This is a genomic window from Mesorhizobium sp. FG116, assembly GCF_057809835.1.
Genome location: NZ_JBMDKS010000013.1, coordinates 70,696 through 88,913 on the forward strand (window position 1 = coordinate 70,696; position 18,218 = coordinate 88,913).

Genomic DNA, 18,218 nt, shown 5'->3' on the forward strand with positions numbered 1-18,218 from the left:
GCCCTGATGGCCAAGTCCCGCGTTCAATTCATCTGCCAGAACTGCGGTTCGGTGCATCAGCGCTGGGCCGGCAAGTGCGATGGCTGCGGCGAGTGGAACACGCTCGTCGAGGAAGGCACCAGCGGCGGCATCGGCTCCGGGCCGGCATCGGCGAAAAATGCCCGCAAAGGCCGCGCCGTCATGCTCACCACGCTGTCCGGCGAGATTGAGGATGCGCCGCGCATCGTCTCGGGCATAGGTGAATTGGACCGCGCCACCGGCGGCGGCTTCGTGCGCGGCTCCGCACTTCTGGTCGGCGGCGACCCCGGCATCGGCAAATCGACGCTTCTAACGCAGGCGGCAGCGGCTTTGGCCAATCGCGGCCATCGCATCGTCTATGTGTCGGGCGAAGAAGCCGTCGCCCAGATCAGGTTGCGCGCCCAGCGCCTCGGCGTCGCCAATACCTCAGTCGAGCTAGCCGCCGAAACCAATGTCGAGGACATCCTCGCCACCATAGCCGACGGCAAGCGGCCCGACCTCGTCATCCTCGATTCGATCCAGACCTTGTGGACCGACCTTGCCGAATCGGCTCCCGGCACCGTCACGCAGGTCCGCGCAGCGGCGCAGGCGATGATCCGCTATGCCAAATCGACGGGCGCGGCCATCGTTCTGGTCGGCCATGTCACCAAGGAAGGTCAGATCGCCGGTCCGCGCGTGGTCGAGCACATGGTCGACGGTGTGCTCTATTTCGAAGGCGAAGGCGGCCACCACTACCGCATCCTGCGCACGGTAAAGAACCGCTTCGGCCCGACCGACGAGATCGGCGTGTTTGAGATGTCGGACAAGGGCCTGCGCGAAGTGGCCAACCCGTCCGAGCTGTTCCTCGGCGAGCGACATGCCAAATCGCCCGGCGCTGCGGTCTTTGCCGGCATGGAAGGCACTCGTCCGGTGCTTGTCGAAATCCAGGCGCTGGTCGCGCCCTCCTCTCTAGGCACGCCACGACGCGCCGTGGTCGGCTGGGACGGCGCGCGGCTTTCCATGGTCCTGGCCGTACTGGAAGCGCATTGCGGCGTGCGTTTTTCGCAGCACGACGTCTATCTCAACGTCGCCGGCGGCTACCGGATTTCCGAACCTGCCGCCGACCTCGCCGTGGCCGCTGCCCTGGTTTCATCGCTCACCGGCCTTGCCCTTCCCGCGGATTGCGTCTATTTCGGCGAAATCAGCCTTTCGGGTGCAATAAGGCCGGTTGCGCATGCGCAGCAGCGTCTTAAGGAAGCCGAAAAGTTGGGTTTTGGAAGCGCGGTCCTGCCCTTGGCAAGCTCAAAGGGCAGCGAGGAAATCACCGGAGGGATTGGGGCCGGTGCGTTTCGACCAACCGAGCTTGCCGACCTGGTGGCGCGCATCGCCGGCTCCCGCCGCAGCCGCGCCAACGAAGACGAATGATGCGGCTCATGAAGTGGGGCGATGACCATGCCGATTACGCTGCTTGACGGAATTCTCGTCGGCTTCACGCTGGTTTCGGCGATGCTGGCGATGGTTCGCGGTTTTTCGCGCGAGGTTCTGTCTATCGCTTCCTGGGCAGCTTCGGCGGCAGCGGCCTTCTTCTTCTACAAGCCCGTACTGCCCTACGTTCAGCCCTATATCGACAATGACAAGATCGCCATGGCGGCTGCCGCCGGCATCGTTTTCATCATCGCGCTGATCGTTGTCACGGTGATCACGATGAAGATCGCCGATTTCATCATCGATTCGCGCATCGGTGCGCTCGACCGCACGCTTGGTTTTCTTTACGGCGCGGCGCGCGGCATCCTCGTGGTCGCTGTCGGCCTCTTGTTCTTCAACTGGCTGGCCGGCGACAAGGCTCCCGCATGGATCGAAGCTGCAAAGTCGCGGCCGCTTCTGGAATCGGTCGGCGCAAAGCTTGAAAGCCTGCTGCCGGAAGACCCTGAAAACGCCATCTTGAAGCGCCTCAATCAAGGCCAGCAGACGCCCGAAAGCGGAACTGCCGCACCGCCCGCTGCCGAAACACCCGGCACGGAAGCTCCTGCAGTTGACGGTGACGGCGCGGCCGCACCGGAAGACGGCGCCGACGTGCCGCCGGATGAAGAAGCCCCGGCGACCAACAACTAAGGTCGCCGTTAGACGGACTCCCATTGCTCTATCGCCGTCATGAGACTATATGGCGGCTTTAGCGGAGCTTGAGCTTGATGGCAGACGAACAAGGCGTTCTCTCAGCCGAGGCCGATGACCATTTCCACGACGAATGCGGCGTGTTCGGCATTTTCGGTCGGCAGGATGCCGCGGCAATCGTCACGCTTGGCCTTCATGCGCTTCAGCACCGCGGCCAGGAAGCAGCCGGCATCGTTTCCTATGACGGCAGCCAGTTCCACGTCGAGCGCCATGTCGGCCTGATCGGCGACACCTTCACCAAGCAGCGCGTCATCGACAGCCTGCAGGGTAACCGCGCCATCGGCCACACCCGCTATGCCACCACCGGCGGCGCGGGCATGCGCAACATCCAGCCCTTCTTCGCCGAGCTTGCGGATGGCGGTTTTGCCATCGCCCACAACGGCAATCTCACCAACGCCATGACCGTGCAGCGCGTGCTGCAAAAGCAGGGTTCGATCTTCTCGTCCACCTCGGACACCGAGACCATCCTGCATCTGGTGGCGACCAGCAAGGAACGCGATCTCAACGCCCGCTTCATCGATGCCGTGCGCCAGATCGAAGGCGCGTTCTCGCTTGTTGCGCTGTCATCGAAGAAGATGATTGGCTGCCGCGATCCACTGGGTATCCGCCCGCTGGTCCTTGGCGACCTCGACGGCGCGTGGATCCTCGCCTCCGAAACCTGCGCGCTCGACATCATCGGCGCGCGCTTCGTGCGTGACGTGAAGCCCGGCGAAATGGTGGTGGTGACGTCAAAGGGCGTCGAAAGCCTGTTCCCCTTCGAGCCGCAAAAGACGCGTTTCTGCATCTTCGAATATGTCTATTTCGCGCGCCCGGACTCCTCTGTCGAAGGCCGCAACGTCTATGAAGTGCGCAAGCGCATCGGCGCTGAACTTGCCCGTGAAAACCCGGTGGAAGCGGACCTTGTCGTTCCTGTGCCCGATTCCGGCACGCCGGCTGCCATCGGCTTTTCGCAGGAAGCCAACATGCCGTTTGAACTCGGCATCATCCGCAACCACTATGTCGGACGCACCTTCATTTCGCCGGGCGATTCCATTCGCCATATGGGCGTGAAGCTGAAACACAACGCCAATCGCCGGATGATCGAAGGCAAGCGCGTGGTGCTGGTCGACGATTCCATCGTGCGCGGCACCACCAGCCAGAAGATCGTGCAGATGGTGCGCGATGCGGGCGCCAAGGAAGTGCATATGCGCATCGCCTCCCCGCCCACGCGCGCATCCTGCTTCTACGGCGTCGATACGCCGGAAAAATCGAAACTCTTGGCGTCGCGCATGTCGGTCGAGGAAATGGCCGATTTCATTCGCGTCGATTCGCTCGGCTTCCTCACCATCGAAGGGCTTTACCGCGCCGTTGGCGAGGCAAACCGCAACAATGAGCAGCCGCAGTTCTGCGACGCATGCTTTACGGGCGAATACCCGACTCGTCTGGCCGACTTTGAAGGCTCCGACAATGTGCGGACCCTTTCGCTGCTGGCGGCAAGCGGATCGTAGTCGGTTCGACCAGCCGGATTTTTGTCTCTACCTTCGCCAGATCAGGCCGTGCTGCATCGCCAGTTTGTCGCCGGGACCATGCGCGGCTGCATAGAGCAGTCCGGCCAGGAAGGTGAAGTGGTCGACGAAGAAGCCGAATTCGGCCTGGTTGCCTTCCCAGCGCGACGGGCCGTGGAAGGCGAAAGCCAGGAATATCACGTAGGCCCCGGCCAGAAGTGCCGCCTCTGAAAAGAACGCGCCGGTCAGAAAGGCCAACACAAGCGCCACTTCAAAGATCGCCGCCAGCCATGCCAGCAACAGCGGGAATGGAAAGCCGGCGGCAGCAATGTAGGCGGCCGTATCGGCCATGCCGGCGAACTTGAAAGTGGCGGCCATGGCGAAGATGCCGGCGAAAATCAGCCTTGCGATCAGGATTGCGACGGTTCTGCTCATAGATCCATTCTCCAACTTGGTCTGGCCCTAGGACGGACCAGCGCTGCCCGTCCCGACATCCGTGCGTCAGTTTTCGCTGGACTGGGGCAAAATGGATCACCCGCCACAGGGTTCCTTCTTGGGCGGATTCATCTTATCTGATGCGCACGCTTAAAGTGGAAACAACGATGACCTCTGCCCTTGATCTCACCGGCCGCACCGCCGTCGTTACCGGCGCTTCGCGCGGCATCGGCTATTTCATCGCCAAACATCTGGCCGCAGCAGGCGCGCACGTCATTGCAGTCGCACGAACGGTCGGCGGGCTGGAAGAGCTGGACGACGAGATCAAGGTCGAAAACAGAAAGACCGGCAAGGGTGAAGCGACGCTTGTTCCGCTCGACCTTGCCGACATGGATGGCATCGACCGGCTCGGCGGCGCGATCCACGAGCGCTGGGGCAAGCTCGACATTCTGGTCGCCAATGCGGGTGTGCTGGGCACCATCTCACCGCTCGGCCATGTCGAAGCCAAGACCTTCGACAAGGTCATGACCATCAACGTGACCTCGACGTGGCGCTTGATCCGCTCGGTCGATCCGCTGCTGCGCATGTCCGATGCCGGCCGCGCAATTCTCATTTCATCAGGTGCCGCCCATTCGGCGCGCGCCTTCTGGGGGCCTTATGCCGCTTCCAAGGCAGCGGTCGAGGCGCTGGGGCGCTCCTGGGCCGACGAAACCCGCAACATGCCGCTGCGTGTGAACTCGGTCGATCCGGGCGCGACGCGCACCGCCATGCGCGCGCAGGCCGTGCCGGGTGAAAACCCGATGACCCTGCCGCACCCTTCCGAAATCGCGGCCCGCATCGTCAATCTCGCCAGTCCGTCGCTGACCGAAACCGGCATGATCTACCAGGCCAAGCATGACCGGTGGGTCGCCTACCGCATGCCGGAATAGAGTATCTCGATATTCGGGTGATGGCGGCCTGCAAATAGCGGTTTCCTGCGCTTCCGGTGCTCATGTACCCCACGTACATTCCGCTCCGGTGCTCGCAAACCACCATTTTCGGCCCGCCCTGACCCGAATCTCTACAAACCCTCAATGATCGGTCCCGGCAAAAATCTCATCTGCCGTCACACGAAGTCGTGATTGGTGGACGATTTTGCCACCTCCTATCGTTTTCCAGCAGGTAACGACCGTCAACAAGCTGGAGGACAACCATCATGCGAAAACTGCTGCTCGTGACTGCCCTGACCCTTGCTGCCGGTGGCGCGGCATTCGCCCAGGACACCTCGATGAGTTTCTTCGTCACCAGTGTCGGCTCCGGCAAAGGTGCTGATCTTGGCGGCCTTGCCGGCGCTGATGCACATTGCGCCTCGCTCGCCGAAGCCGCCGGCGTAACCGGCAAGACATGGCACGCCTATCTCTCCACGAAAGACGCCGACGCCCGCGACCGCATCGGCAGCGGCCCGTGGTTCAACGCCAAGGGCGAAAAGATCGCCGACGACGTCGCTTCGCTGCATGGCGACGCCAACAACCTGACCAAGCAGACGGCGCTCAACGAAAAGGGCGAAGTCATCAATGGGCGCGGCGACACGCCCAACCGCCACGACATCCTGACCGGCTCCAATCCGGACGGGACAAAGGTAGCCGACAAGACCTGCGGCGACTGGACCTTGAGCGGCGCGGAAGGCGTGGCGCTGATGGGGCACTCCGACCGCACGGGCCTTGATGATTCGGCAGCGGCCAAGTCCTGGAACTCCTCGCACGGCTCGCGCGGTGGCTGCAGCCAGGAAGCCCTCAAAGGCACCGGCGGCGATGGCCTTTTCTACTGCTTCGCAGCCAACTAGTACCTTGTACAAAGCCGCGCCTGCCACGGCGCGGCCATGATTGCATTCCAGACCTTTGAACGGGCGGGCCGATCTCCGGCTTGCCCTTTTCACCAGCGCCGGGCCTGCCGCCTGTGCGTTCGGAAAAACGTCATCCGGACAGCCAAACGACTGCTCCGGCCGGAATGCAAAGCGAGAATTTTGATGTCTGCGACAGTAGCTATGGTCTGGTACATGGTGGTGGCCGGGCCACAAGGCGGCATGGTCGTGTTGCCGACCGCTTTCGACACCCACGACCAGTGCACCGGTGCAATCACCGAATACCAGAAGCAGCCCGCTCCGGCAGGCTGGTCAGTCCAGTGCATTCCGGGCGCTTCGCCCTATACCGACGATCTCGGCGATGACGAGCCGTCAGCGGCGGAGCCTGCCCAGTAGGCCGGACCACAAATTCCGCTCAAGTGACATCAGCGCTCGGCGCTGACTGAGAGTTGCGGCTTGGTGTTCAACGTCTGGAACACCACGCAATAGCGCTCGGTCAGCTTCAGCAACGCGTCGATGCGTTCCTGCGGTTCGTCGGTGTCGAGATGGAACGCCAGCCGAATGGCGCGAAAGCCCACCGGCGCATCCTTGGCGACGCCCAGCGTGCCGCGAAAATCGAGGTCGCCCTCCGCCTCCACGGTTGCTGCGCCGAGACGGAACTCCAAAGCCGTGGCGACCGCTTTCAGCGTTACGCCCGCGCAGGCCACCAGCGCTTCGAGCAGCATGTCGCCCGAACATAGTTCGAGACCCGAGCCACCGGTAGCCGGATGCAATCCCGCAACGGCAAGCGCCCTGCCCGTCTCCACCTTGCAAGCAATGGACTGGTCGTCGAGCGCGCCCTTGGCCCGCAAGGTGATTATCGCCCGCGCAGGGTCTTCGCGATAAGCGTCCTTGAGCGGCGATTGCATGGCTTTCAGTTCGGCGGCGTCCATTGCTCATTCCTATCCTTGGGGCACGATACTACGCATCGCATCTCATCGACACGGCAATGTCGAATCGCGCTGAGCCAAAGCATGTCCGGCGCTGGCACAGCAGTTCGATACATGTGCTTCGTGTAACTTGGGCCACGCCTGTTCGAGCCGGTTTCCCGGCAATGCACATGATGGCCGGGAGATCGCATGACCAACGTCGCCGTTCTGGAGTCGCGTCAAAGCGTGCTGGCCGGCATCTTGCTGACCAGCATGGCCTACCTGCTGTTTTCCAGCCAGGACGCAGCAATCAAGCTTCTCGTCACTGAAATCACTGTCTGGCAGATCCTGTTTTTCCGCAGCGTCACGGTGCTGGTCGGCTGTGGCATCATTGGCGGTGCGAAAATCTATGGCCAATCGGCCCGCTCGCCGATCGTCAAGGCCATGCTGCTGCGTAGTTTCCTGACGCTTGTAGCATGGCTTTGCTACTATACGGCCGCGAAACATCTCCAGCTTGCCGAATTGACGACGATCTATTTCGCCGCTCCGATTATCGTGACCGTGCTGTCAGTCTTCCTGCTTGGCGAAACGGTTCCCCTCATCCGCTGGGGAGCCGTGTTGCTGGGCTTCGCCGGCGTGTTTGTCGCCTGCGACCCCACTCGTCTCGGTTTGTCGGTACCGGTTCTGCTTGTGCTGACCGCGGCCTTCTTTTGGGGCTTGGCCATCGTCCTGTTGCGCAAAATCGCATTGCAGGAGCGCACGCTGATCCAGCTCGTACTCAACAACGCGTTTTTTCTCGTCATTGCCGGGGTGCCGCTGCTGCATCTGTGGCGCACGCCGGACCCGGCAGCCCTGGCGCTGCTGATCGCGGTGGGCGTGCTTGGTGGCAGCGCACAGTTCCTGTTGTTCGAAGGCATGAAACGAGCGGCGGCTTCCATCATCGCCCCGTTCGAGTACACGTCGCTGCTATGGGCCTTCGCACTTGGCTTCATCATCTGGAACGACGTGCCGAGAACCGAAGTGTTCATCGGCGCAGCGCTTATCGTCAGCGCCGGTCTGATCATCATCGCCAACGAGCGGTTCCGCAGGCCCGCAGGCTGATGGTCATGCCGGACCTCACCTGACACAAGGGTGTCAGCACGGGTGCGATAGGTTCCGGCACAATCAAGGAGACGACACGCGATGCATGACGGCAGGGCCTCAGCCGAACACATACTGGGCATATGCCTGGTGGCCGGCTCGGCTGCCGTGTTCGGCCTTGCCGGCGTGCTCACCAAATCCATCCATGCCGATCCATTGACCATCAACTGCTGGCGCGGTTTGGTCGGCGGCCTGCTGGTCACCGCCTATGTGCTTTACCGGCGCGCGCGCTCGGACAATCCCGGATCGTCCTTGCGCCTCGGCTGGCGAGGCTGGCTCATGGCGGCCATCGGGGCCGCCGCCAGCGTTGCCTTCATTGCCGCCTTCAAGAACACCTATGTCGCCAATGTTGCCATCATCTACGCCACGGCACCCTTCGTAGCCGCACTGTTCGGCTGGATGCTCGTTCGCGAGTATCCGCGCCGGTTGACGATGATGGCGGCTGCGCTCTCGTTGACGGGGGTCGCGGTGATGGTCACGTCGGGCATCGGCGCGGGGCGGCCGTTCGGCGACGGGCTGGCGCTGTTGATGACGCTCGGAAGCGCACTCTACATGGTGCTGATCCGCAAGTTCCGAGACACGCCGGTGGTTTGGGCGGGCGCGGTTTCGGCATTCATGCTGTTCGCGCTTGGCTGGGTCGTCACCGATCCGCTGGCGATTTCGACGCGCGATGCCTATCTGCTCGTCGCCTTCGGCGCATCGTTCGCGCTTGCCTCGATCATGTGGACGGAAGGTGCCCGGCTCATTCCGGCAGCCGAGGCCGGATTGCTCGGCTCGGCCGAGGTGCCGTTTGCGATCCTGTTCGCCTGGCTCTTCCTCGCCGAGATACCGCCTGTCGCGAGTTTCATCGGCGGCGCCATCGTGCTTGCCGCCGTGTTTGCCCATGCCGGCTTTGACTGGCGCAGCGCTCGCAGGACACCGATCGCGCTTTCGCCGGAAATCTGATTTTTTCCGGAACCTTTCCCGCGCCGATGCATTGTTGGTGCGACGGGCGTCCCCAAGTCCCCCAAACCCCTGCCCGTCCTCTTTGAAAGCCGGCCTCAAAGCCGGCTTTTTCTTTCGACGCAGCCGGACCGGGCCGATTCTGGAAATATGAGACTTTTCAAACGTCTAATCCTTTTGGTTGACGCCGACCTGACTTTCGTTACGCTTTGCACCGAAACGGCCGGAAAGAGCCGGACACGCACATTTAGGGAGTGATGTCCGCATGGTCCTGACCTTGGCGTTGCTCGCTGGCGTACTGTTCGCCTGGCTGTTGATCGCCATAATCGAGAAAGTGCGGCTTGGCCTCAGCCTCACGCAGGCGCTTCTCTACGTTCCCTTCAAGCTCGCCTACCGGATCGACGACGACCGCATCAAAGTGGCCCGCAAGGCCGATGCGCCGGTGATCTATGTGGTAACGCACCAGTCGCGCATCGACCCGGCCTTGATGCTTTCCCTTTTGCCGGACAACACACTGCATATCCTCGACCCTATATCCGCCAAGTCGCCTTGGCTGGAGCCGTGGCGCGAGCTTGCCCGCACAATTGCCTTCAACGCCGAACATGTGTTTGTCAGCCGCCGGCTGGTGCGCGTGCTGAAAGGCAAGGGTCGGCTTGCCGTTTATCTGCCTGAGGCCGTCGAACCTGACGTCAAGTCGTTCAGGCTCTACCGCGCCATTTCCCGCATCGCCCTGCAATCGGATGCGCGCATCGTACCGATTTTCGTTGGCGGCTCACGCAACCTGCCGTTTTCCATGACCGAGCCCGCCAAGGCACCGCGCCGTTGGTTTCCCGCGCTTTCGATGTCGGTGCTGGAGCCGATGTCGGTTTCGGAGTTGCTCGCGCAGACGACCGACCCTTCAGGCAGTTCGGCCAATGCGCTGTTCGACCGGGTGGCCGAAGCGCGCTTTGCGGCCACCAATCCAGACCGAAGCCTGTTCCAGGCCGTCCGCGACGCCGCGCATCGCGTTGGCGCCAGCTATCCTATTGTCGAGGACGTGGTCAGCGGTGCGTTGACCTACCGCAAGCTTCTGATCGGCGCTCGCGTCCTTGGACGCCGCTTCATGCAGATCAGCGCGCCCGGCGAGCCGGTCGGTGTCATGCTGCCCAATACAAACGGTGTCGTGCTGTCGTTGCTCGGCCTTTCCTCCGCCGGACAGGTCGCGGCGATGATCAACTATACAGCCGGGCCGGCCAGCGTCACCGCCGCAATCCGGACAGCGGTGATCCACACCGTCATTTCCTCGCGCGCCTTCGTGGAAAAGGCCGGGCTCGCCGATATCGTCGCGGCTATCGAGGCCGGCGGCGCGAAACTTCTGTGGCTGGAGGACATAAGGTCGGAAATTTCCGGCTTCGAGAAACTTGCCGCGGCAGTTTTGTGGCAAAGGCCGCTCCATGTTCAGGACGCGAAGAAGCCGGCAGTCATCCTGTTTACCTCCGGCTCCGAGGGAACGCCCAAGGCTGTCGTGCTGTCCAATCGCAATGTCGTCGCCAACGCCATGCAGGCCGAGGCGCGCATCAGCGTTTCGCCGGCGGACACGCTGCTCAACGTCTTGCCGGTGTTCCATTCGTTCGGACTTACCGGCGGCACCATCCTGCCTCTTGTCGCGGGCATCAGGCTGTTCCTCTACCCGTCGCCGCTGCACTACAAGATCATTCCCGAAATCGCCCGCAAGGTGCGGCCAACGGTGATGTTCGGCACCGACACCTTCCTCGCCAACTATGCGCGTAATGCCAAGGACGGTGATTTCTCCAGCCTGCGCTTCGTCGTGGCCGGTGCGGAAGCGGTAAAGCCGGAAACCCGCCGCGTCTGGCGCGAGCGGTTCCAGACCGAAATCGTCGAAGGCTACGGCCTTACCGAAGCCGCGCCGGTGGTTGCGGTCAACTCCGCCATTCATGGCCGAGAAGGCACGGTTGGGCGGCTATTGCCCGCCGCGCGCATGAAACTTGAACCGGTGGAAGGCATCGCCGAAGGCGGGCGCCTCTGGATAACCGGGCCGAACCTGATGATGGGCTACATGACCGCCGACCGGCCGGGCGAACTGCAACCCATTGCCGATAGCTGGCACGACACCGGAGACATCGTTTCAGTTGACCGCGAAGGCTTCATCACGATCAGCGGCCGCGCCAAGCGCTTCGCCAAGGTGGCCGGCGAGATGGTGTCTCTCGGGGCCGTCGAGATGCTGGTTCAGTCGCTGTGGCCGGAACAGCACCACGCGGCGGTTTCGGTGCCCGACAAGCGGCGCGGCGAGCGTATAGTGCTGGTGACGACCGCCAACGACGCCAGTCCGGAAGCTTTGCGGCAATATGGCAAGAAGGCTGGTGCTGCCGAACTCGCCGTGCCCGCCGACATCATCAAGGTCAAGGAAATCCCCGTCCTTGGTTCGGGCAAGACCGACTACATATCGGCGCGCCGGATGGCGCTCGAACATCTCGGACTGAGTGCCGCCGCATAGGCCCGACGATTTTAAGATCTTGAATCGGAAAACCGGGCCAGAAGCCTGTTTTCATTCAGCTAAAATATGGAAGTCCGTGCTTTTGGGTTGGCCGGTTATTCCGACGAGCGTGCGTCCACGTCCGGCGGCAGCTCGGCCTCCCCTTCCTTCTTGGCACGTCGCGAATAAGCGCGAACGCTGAAGGGCAGGAAAAGCAGGTAGACGGCTACCGAAGCGGTCAGCGTGTACCAGGGATAGCTCACGAGAAGCAGGATGTAGAGCACCACCGCGAGGATGACGAGCAGCATGCGGTCGCCGGGGATCTTCAGGCTCTTGCCCGAATAGACCGGCAACCGGCTGACCAGCAGGAAGGCAATGATCACGGTGAAAGCGGTACCGATGAAGGCGGCGTATCTCGTCGGCTCAAGCCCGAGGAAGGCCAGGTAAAGCGGCAGCATCACCACCACCGCACCGGCTGGAGCCGGCACGCCTACGAAATATTCGCTCTGCCACGCAGGCCGGTCGTGGTCTTCTTCCAAAACGTTGAAGCGCGCCAGCCGCATGCCGCAGGCAATCACGAACAGAAGCGCCGCGATCCAACCCGGCGATCCGGCGCGATCGAGCAGGAAGGCATAAAGCACCAGCGCCGGGGCGACGCCGAAATTGATTACGTCGGCCAGCGAATCCATCTGCGCGCCGAACTTGGACGTCGCCTTGAGCAAGCGCGCCAACCGGCCATCGACACCGTCGAGGAACGCTGCGATCAACACCATGACAACTGCGGGTTCAAAGCGGCCTTCGAAGCCGAAGCGGATGCCCGACAGGCCGGCGCAGACGGCCAGAAGCGTGACCAGGTTGGGAAACATCATGCGCAGCGGTATTTCACGAATGCGGGGTCCGCCCGCGCCGTGTGCTTCGAATTTCTTGAAAGGAGGTGCCATCGAACCGACTACGAGACGCGAACAAGGGGCGCGGATGCCGTGCCGCCAAACTCGGCGATCACCGTCTCCCCACCCACCGCCGTCTGACCAATCGCGACGCGCGGCACGGCACCAGCGGGCAAATAGACGTCAACGCGTGAGCCAAAGCGGATCAGGCCGAAGCGCTCGCCAATGGCAATCGCGGTGCCGCTCTCGGCCCAGCAGACGATGCGGCGTGCGACCAGACCTGCGATCTGGACGGCGGCCACGGTGCCGTTGGGGCTGTCGATGACAAGGCCGTTGCGCTCATTTTCGGTACTGGCCTTGTCGAGTTCGGCGTTGAGGAACTGACCCGGACGATGCTCGATGCGGCTGATGCGGCCACGCACGGGGGCGCGGTTCACATGGCAGGAAAACACGTTCATGAACACCGAAATACGCGTCATTTCCTCGCCGCCAAGGCCAAGCTCGCGCGGCGGCACGGCCGGGCCGACGGCCGAGACAACGCCGTCCGCAGGGCTGATCACAAGCCTGTCATCGACAGGCGTAACGCGCTCGGGATCGCGGAAGAAGTAGATGCACCAGGCGGTGAGGATCAGGCCGATCCAGAACAGGAACGACGAGAAATAGCCGACGACAAGCGTTACCGCCGCGAATATGGCAATGAACGGGTAGCCTTCGCGATGGATCGGAACGAACACGTTTCGGATCGTATCGGCAAGTTGCATCGAGTCGGGACCGGCTCTGTTTCAGGTGCGGCCTGTCTAGCGGAAACGACCCCGCGCCGCAACGCGGCAATCGGACCGACAAGACTCATTCGCTTGACAACAACGCTCATCGGCGTGATTGAATCGCCTCATGGGGATTGCGATCTCCCCATGAGGCTACGGCCCAAGAATCGCGTCCAGAAACCCGAGAACCGGAAGGACGCGTCATGTCATCTCCAACCACCATTTCCGTTGAAAAGCTTGCCCGCCTTGTCGGTACGCCGCATTGCCCGGCACTCATCGACGTGCGCAACGATGAGGATTTCGCCCTTGATCCAAAGCTGATCCCTGGATCGCAGCGCCGCAGCCATCTCGAAGTGCTCGACTGGTCCTCGCAGTTCACCGGGGGCTCGGCGATCGTGATTTGCCAAAAAGGATTGAAGCTCAGCCACGGCACCGCGGCCTGGCTGCGCCATCGGGGCATTCCCTCTGATTCCCTTGAGGGCGGATTTGAAGCATGGATCTCGGCCGGGCTACCGACCGTACCCTTCGCCAAACTGCCGAGACGGAACCGCGAAGGCCATACTGTCTGGGTGACGAGGGCCCGGCCCAAGATCGACCGGATCGCCTGCCCCTGGCTCATTCGCCGCTTCGTCGATCCGGAAGCGGTGTTTCTCTATGTCGCACCGTCGGAAGTCGTCGCCGTCGGCGAGCGCTTCGAGGCGGAGCCGTTCGACATGGAGGATGTTTTCTGGAGCCACCGCGGCGAACTGTGCACCTTCGATGTGATGGTCGAGGAATTCGGGCTGGCCACCGAACCCTTGCTCCGGCTGGCCGCCATCGTTCGCGGCGCCGACACGGCCAGGCTCGACCTCGCGCCGGAAGCGCCTGGACTGCTTGCCGCGTCGCTCGGCTTGTCGCGCATGTATGTGGACGACCTCGAACAGCTTGCAGCCGGTCTTACGCTCTATGACGCGTTCTACAGGTGGTGTCGCGATGCCACCGAGGAAACGCACAATTGGCCTACAGCCAAGAAGCCGGGAGCGTGAGATGAACGAGATTTCCGTATCGGCGCTTCCCTCCAATCGGCCCGCCTCGGGCGGGCACGGTATCGCCTTCTCGGAGGCCCTCAAAGTCTGGGTCCGCGTCGCCGCATTGAGCTTCGGCGGACCCGCCGGGCAGATCGCGGTCATGCACCGCATTCTGGTCGACGAAAAGCGCTGGATCGGCGAAAACAGGTTCCTGCATGCGCTGAACTACTGCATGCTTTTGCCCGGCCCCGAGGCGCAGCAGTTGGCGATCTATATCGGCTGGCTGCTGCACAAGACAAAGGGCGGTCTGGTTGCCGGCACACTGTTCGTGCTGCCCGGTTTCCTGTCCATTCTGGCGCTCAGCTATATCTATGCCGCCTTCGGTAATGTCGGCATTGTCGAAGGCCTGTTCTTCGGCCTCAAGGCGGCGGTGCTGGCGATCGTCCTGCAGGCCGTGGTGCGCATCGGCCAGCGCGCGCTCAGGAACCCGATGATGATTGCGATTGCGGTCGCCGCCTTCGTCGCGATCTTCTTCTTCGCAATACCGTTTCCGTTGATCATCCTGGCGGCCGGGCTAATCGGCTTTCTCGGCGGACGCGCGGGTTCGCACCTGTTTCGTATCGGCGGTGGGCATAAGAGCGTTGGCAAGGTGCTGGCCGACGCCGATTCGGCGCTGGGCGAGCACACGCCCGCCCACGCACGCCCCAACTGGGGCTGGTCGCTCAGGATATCCGCCATATTCCTGGCCTTGTGGCTGCTGCCGGTTGCCCTGCTGCTCGTCTTTCTCGGGCCCGACAATGTGTTCAGCCAGATCGCTGTCTTCTTCAGCAAGATGGCGATGGTGACGTTCGGCGGCGCCTATGCGGCGCTGGTCTATGTCGCGCAACAAGCCGTGGAGAATTTTCACTGGCTGCAACCGGGCGAAATGCTGGATGGCCTCGGCATGGCGGAAACGACGCCGGGACCGCTGATCCAGGTCGTGCAGTTTGTCGGCTTCATGGGGGCCTACCGCGATGCTGGTGCGCTTGACCCGATGCTGGCGGCAACACTTGCGGCCATACTGACGACATGGGTGACGTTCGCGCCCTGCTTCTTGTGGATTTTCCTGGGTGCCCCGTTCATCGAGGTGCTGCGCGGCAACAAGGCGCTGACCGGGGCCCTATCGGCCATCACGGCCGCTGTCGTGGGCGTCATCATGAACCTTGCCATATGGTTCGCGCTGCACGTTCTGTTTGGCCAGGTCGATAAATGGCAAGGCTATGGATTTGCGGTGAACGTGCCCGTCTGGCAGTCAGTACAGGTTCCTGCAGTCATCCTGACGCTGGCGGCAATTTTGGCGACGTTCCGCTTCGGCGCTAGAATGATCCCGACGCTCGCCGCCTGCTCGCTTGCCGGCATGCTGTTTTATATCGCCGGCGGAAGAATTTGACCTTCGTCACGACCCGGCATCAAGAGGAGCGCCGGGCAGATAAAGTGCAACCGGCCGGATTTCGTAGACGGCTGTCGGGTTGGCGCGGCGAAGCTCGCGCGCCGCCGCGACCGCTGCATCGCGCGTTTCGCAATCCACGACATAAAAGCCCAGAAGTTGCTCCTTGGTTTCGGCAAACGGTCCGTCGAGCACCATGCCTTCGCCCGGCCCGCGCAGCGTGCAGGCTTCATGCGTGGAATTCAACCTCGCCGCCGGCCCAAGCGTCCGTGCGCGCGTTAGCCGGTCATGGATCTTGTGAAGCTCCGTCATCAGCGCCGCATCTTCTTCCGGCGACCATGATTCGACGATCTCTTCAACGTGGTAGGCAAGGATTGCGTAGTACATCGGGTGTGCCCTCCTCATTCAGCCTGTAGCCGATCCCAAGCAGGAAACTACCGTATTCCGCATGCCATCGTCCAACCCCAGTGGTCAGCCTTGCGACACCTCCGATGTGCGCCGCCTGACGATGACGCCGAGTTCGTCGGTTTCCCGGGCGATGCGCAGCTTCTCCTCGGCCTCGGTCGCCTCGCGCTGGCGATCCCACATCGAGGCGTAAAGGCCATGTTCGCGCATCAGCGCCGCATGGGTGCCGCGCTCCGCGATCTGGCCGTCCTTCAAGACGATGATCTCGTCGGCGGAGATAACCGTCGAAAGCCGGTGTGCGATCACGATGGTGGTGCGCCCCTTGCTGACCAGATCGAGTGCTGCCTGGATTTCCTGTTCGGTATGGCTGTCCAGCGCCGATGTCGCCTCGTCGAGGATAAGGATCGGCGGCGCTTTCAAGATTGTGCGGGCAATCGCGACGCGCTGCTTTTCACCGCCCGACAGTTTCAGGCCGCGCTCGCCGACCATGGTACGGTAGCCGTCCGGCAGGCGCTCGATGAATGGCCCGATCTGCGCCAGTTCGGCAGCCTTGCGGACGTCTTCTTCGTCAGCATCGGTGCGCCCATAGCGGATGTTGTAGGCTATGGTGTCGTTGAACAGCACGGTATCCTGCGGCACCATGCCGATGGCGGCGCGCAGGCTTTCCTGCGTCACGTCGCGAATGTCCTGGCCATCGATCAAAACCGCGCCCGACTGGATGTCGTAGAAGCGAAACAGAAGCCGCGAGATCGTCGATTTGCCGGCACCCGAGGGGCCGACGATGGCTACCGTCTTGCCCGCCGGCACCTCGAAGCTCACGCCCTTCAGGATCTTGCGGTTTTCCTCATAGGCGAAATGGACGTCGCGGAATTGGACCCGCCCCGCCCCGACTTTCAGGTCGGAAGCACCCGGCTTGTCGATCACCTCCCGCTTCACGTCGAGCAGGTCGAACATCTGTTCGATGTCGGTGAGGCCCTGGCGGATTTCGCGGTAGATGAAGCCAATGAAGTTAAGCGGAATGGAAAGCTGCATCAGCATGGCGTTGATGAAGACAAAATCGCCCACGGTCTGCGTTCCGGCCTGCACCTCGAGCGCCGACATCGCCATCACCACGGTCATGCCGATGCCGAAGATGACGCCCTGTCCAAAGTTCAGCCAGCCGAGCGATGTCCAGATGCGGGTTGCGGCAAGTTCGTAGCGGGCCATCGAGCGGTCGAAGCGCTCGGCCTCCATCACCTCATTGCCGAAATATTTCACCGTTTCGAAGTTGAGCAGGGAATCGATCGCCTTGGTGTTGGCGTCGGTGTCGCTGTCGTTCATGTCGCGGCGGATATCGATGCGCCAGTCGCTCGCCCTGACCGTGAACCAGGTGTAGAGCCACACCGTCACCGCGACCACGGCCACGTATTTCCAGCCATAGGCGGTGGCGAAGATGCCAGCCGTGAGGCCGAACTCCAGCACAGTCGGCAAGGTGTTCAGCACGGTGAAGCGCACGATGGTCTCGATGCCCTTGGTCCCGCGCTCGATGATGCGTGACAGCCCGCCGGTGCGCCGTTCGAGATGGAAGCGCAGCGATAACTGATGCATGTGGACGAAGGTGCGATAGGCAAGCTGGCGCACGGCATGCTGGCCGACGCGCGCAAAAAGCGCGTCCCGCAACTGGTTAAAGGCAAGCTGCACCACGCGCACGATGTTGTAAGCTACGACCAGCATGACAGGCGCCAGCAGGAAGGCCGGCAGCGGCGGCGAAGACTTGGCATCGCCGGCCAGCGCATCCGTTGCCCATTTGAAGAAATACGGCCCTGCCACCAGCGTCAGCTTGGCGGCGACCAGAAGTACGCTAGCCCAGATGACGCGCGCCTTGAGATCGGCGCGGTCTGCCGGCCACATGTAGGGCCAGAGGTTCACCAGCGTCTTGAGGGTCGAGCCGGAATCGGCGGAAACAGTCTTGTCAGCCACTATTGTTTGCCTTGCAAAAAGCGTTCGCTTTGCGGGGTATGGATGCTGCGTTCAACAGCAGGACTTGGTGAAGGTCGCGAGCGCGCCAGAAATCGCGGCAAGCTCCTCCCTGTTGACGGCATAGCGCGAGCGCTGGCCGTCCGCCTCGAAGCGGACCAGCCCCGCCGCGACCAGTATCTTCAGGTGCTGCGACACCGTCGATTGCGCGAGGTCGAGCCGCTTGACCACCTGGCCGCAACAGCACGACCGGTGCGCCGCGAGGTGGCTCAGGATTTCGATCCGTGCTGGGTGCGCCAACGCCGCCAGCTTGGCCGCAAGTGCTGCTGCATCCGCCGAGGCGGACCGCACCGTGTCATCTTGGAGGGATATATTCATCGTT

The 18,218-nt window shown here is 62.5% G+C and carries 18 protein-coding genes; 11 read left to right on the forward strand and 7 right to left on the reverse strand.

The annotated features are described in order from the left end of the window. Positions 1-6 precede the first annotated feature (6 nt). From radA to purF, 3 genes are all read left to right on the forward strand, one after another. Positions 7-1,422 (forward strand): DNA repair protein RadA, encoded by a 1,416-nt coding sequence (radA, locus tag ACODTY_RS12335; protein WP_488994556.1) that lies wholly within the window; start codon positions 7-9, stop codon positions 1,420-1,422. Positions 1,423-1,449: 27 nt separating this feature from the next. Continuing rightward, a complete protein-coding gene (locus tag ACODTY_RS12340) occupies positions 1,450-2,109 on the forward strand; it encodes a CvpA family protein (RefSeq protein ID WP_488994607.1) in 660 nt (219 codons plus the stop codon). 77 nt (positions 2,110-2,186) lie between these two features. Beyond that, positions 2,187-3,656: an amidophosphoribosyltransferase gene (gene purF, locus ACODTY_RS12345; RefSeq protein WP_488994557.1), complete on the forward strand. Its 1,470-nt coding sequence runs from the start codon at positions 2,187-2,189 to the stop codon at positions 3,654-3,656. A 27-nt stretch (positions 3,657-3,683) separates the two neighbouring features. Here the strand turns inward: purF and ACODTY_RS12350 are convergent, their stop codons facing one another. Next, on the reverse strand, positions 3,684-4,088 hold the full coding sequence (locus ACODTY_RS12350) for a DoxX family protein (RefSeq protein ID WP_488994558.1): 405 nt from the start codon (positions 4,086-4,088) through the stop codon (positions 3,684-3,686). A 167-nt stretch (positions 4,089-4,255) separates the two neighbouring features. Between ACODTY_RS12350 and ACODTY_RS12355 the strand changes: the two genes are divergently transcribed. The 3 genes from ACODTY_RS12355 to ACODTY_RS12365 all read left to right on the forward strand — a co-directional run bounded on the left by ACODTY_RS12355 (position 4,256) and on the right by ACODTY_RS12365 (position 6,324). Beyond that, entirely contained in the window at positions 4,256-5,017 is a 762-nt protein-coding gene (locus tag ACODTY_RS12355) for an SDR family NAD(P)-dependent oxidoreductase (RefSeq protein WP_488994559.1), read from the forward strand. A 266-nt stretch (positions 5,018-5,283) separates the two neighbouring features. After that, positions 5,284-5,910 (forward strand): hypothetical protein, encoded by a 627-nt coding sequence (locus ACODTY_RS12360; protein ID WP_488994560.1) that lies wholly within the window; start codon positions 5,284-5,286, stop codon positions 5,908-5,910. Positions 5,911-6,093: 183 nt separating this feature from the next. Next, entirely contained in the window at positions 6,094-6,324 is a 231-nt protein-coding gene (locus ACODTY_RS12365) for a hypothetical protein (protein WP_488994561.1), read from the forward strand. A 29-nt stretch (positions 6,325-6,353) separates the two neighbouring features. Here the strand turns inward: ACODTY_RS12365 and ACODTY_RS12370 are convergent, their stop codons facing one another. Then, a complete protein-coding gene (locus ACODTY_RS12370; protein WP_488994562.1) occupies positions 6,354-6,860 on the reverse strand; it encodes an OsmC family protein in 507 nt (168 codons plus the stop codon). Positions 6,861-7,046: 186 nt separating this feature from the next. Here ACODTY_RS12370 and ACODTY_RS12375 point away from each other — a divergent pair, with 186 nt between their 5' ends. The 3 genes from ACODTY_RS12375 (at position 7,047) to ACODTY_RS12385 (ending at position 11,412) form a co-directional block, all read left to right on the forward strand. Beyond that, positions 7,047-7,937, forward strand: coding sequence for a DMT family transporter (locus ACODTY_RS12375; RefSeq protein ID WP_488994563.1), 891 nt, complete (start codon positions 7,047-7,049; stop codon positions 7,935-7,937). Between the two features lie 81 nt (positions 7,938-8,018). Then, positions 8,019-8,921, forward strand: coding sequence for a DMT family transporter (locus tag ACODTY_RS12380; protein WP_488994564.1), 903 nt, complete (start codon positions 8,019-8,021; stop codon positions 8,919-8,921). A gap of 262 nt (positions 8,922-9,183) precedes the next feature. Beyond that, on the forward strand, positions 9,184-11,412 hold the full coding sequence (locus ACODTY_RS12385; protein WP_488994565.1) for an AMP-binding protein: 2,229 nt from the start codon (positions 9,184-9,186) through the stop codon (positions 11,410-11,412). 95 nt (positions 11,413-11,507) lie between these two features. Here ACODTY_RS12385 and pssA read toward each other — a convergent pair whose 3' ends face one another. Together pssA and ACODTY_RS12395 are read right to left on the reverse strand one after the other, a co-directional pair. Then, positions 11,508-12,332 carry a CDP-diacylglycerol--serine O-phosphatidyltransferase gene (pssA, locus tag ACODTY_RS12390; RefSeq protein ID WP_488994566.1) on the reverse strand — a complete coding sequence of 275 codons (825 nt, stop codon included), beginning with the start codon at positions 12,330-12,332 and terminating at the stop codon, positions 11,508-11,510. An 8-nt stretch (positions 12,333-12,340) separates the two neighbouring features. Next, positions 12,341-13,039, reverse strand: coding sequence for a phosphatidylserine decarboxylase (locus ACODTY_RS12395; RefSeq protein ID WP_488994567.1), 699 nt, complete (start codon positions 13,037-13,039; stop codon positions 12,341-12,343). A gap of 206 nt (positions 13,040-13,245) precedes the next feature. Here ACODTY_RS12395 and ACODTY_RS12400 point away from each other — a divergent pair, with 206 nt between their 5' ends. Together ACODTY_RS12400 and chrA are read left to right on the forward strand one after the other, a co-directional pair. Then, on the forward strand, positions 13,246-14,067 hold the full coding sequence (locus ACODTY_RS12400; protein ID WP_488994568.1) for a chromate resistance protein ChrB domain-containing protein: 822 nt from the start codon (positions 13,246-13,248) through the stop codon (positions 14,065-14,067). A gap of 1 nt (position 14,068) precedes the next feature. Continuing rightward, positions 14,069-15,478 carry a chromate efflux transporter gene (chrA, locus tag ACODTY_RS12405; RefSeq protein ID WP_488994569.1) on the forward strand — a complete coding sequence of 470 codons (1,410 nt, stop codon included), beginning with the start codon at positions 14,069-14,071 and terminating at the stop codon, positions 15,476-15,478. A gap of 6 nt (positions 15,479-15,484) precedes the next feature. Here chrA and ACODTY_RS12410 read toward each other — a convergent pair whose 3' ends face one another. The 3 genes from ACODTY_RS12410 to ACODTY_RS12420 form a co-directional block, all read right to left on the reverse strand. Continuing rightward, positions 15,485-15,862 (reverse strand): YciI family protein, encoded by a 378-nt coding sequence (locus tag ACODTY_RS12410; protein ID WP_488994570.1) that lies wholly within the window; start codon positions 15,860-15,862, stop codon positions 15,485-15,487. Between the two features lie 84 nt (positions 15,863-15,946). Next, entirely contained in the window at positions 15,947-17,839 is a 1,893-nt protein-coding gene (locus ACODTY_RS12415) for an ABCB family ABC transporter ATP-binding protein/permease (protein WP_488994571.1), read from the reverse strand. Positions 17,840-17,890: 51 nt separating this feature from the next. Continuing rightward, on the reverse strand, positions 17,891-18,214 hold the full coding sequence (locus ACODTY_RS12420) for an ArsR/SmtB family transcription factor (protein ID WP_488994572.1): 324 nt from the start codon (positions 18,212-18,214) through the stop codon (positions 17,891-17,893). Positions 18,215-18,218 lie beyond the last annotated feature (4 nt).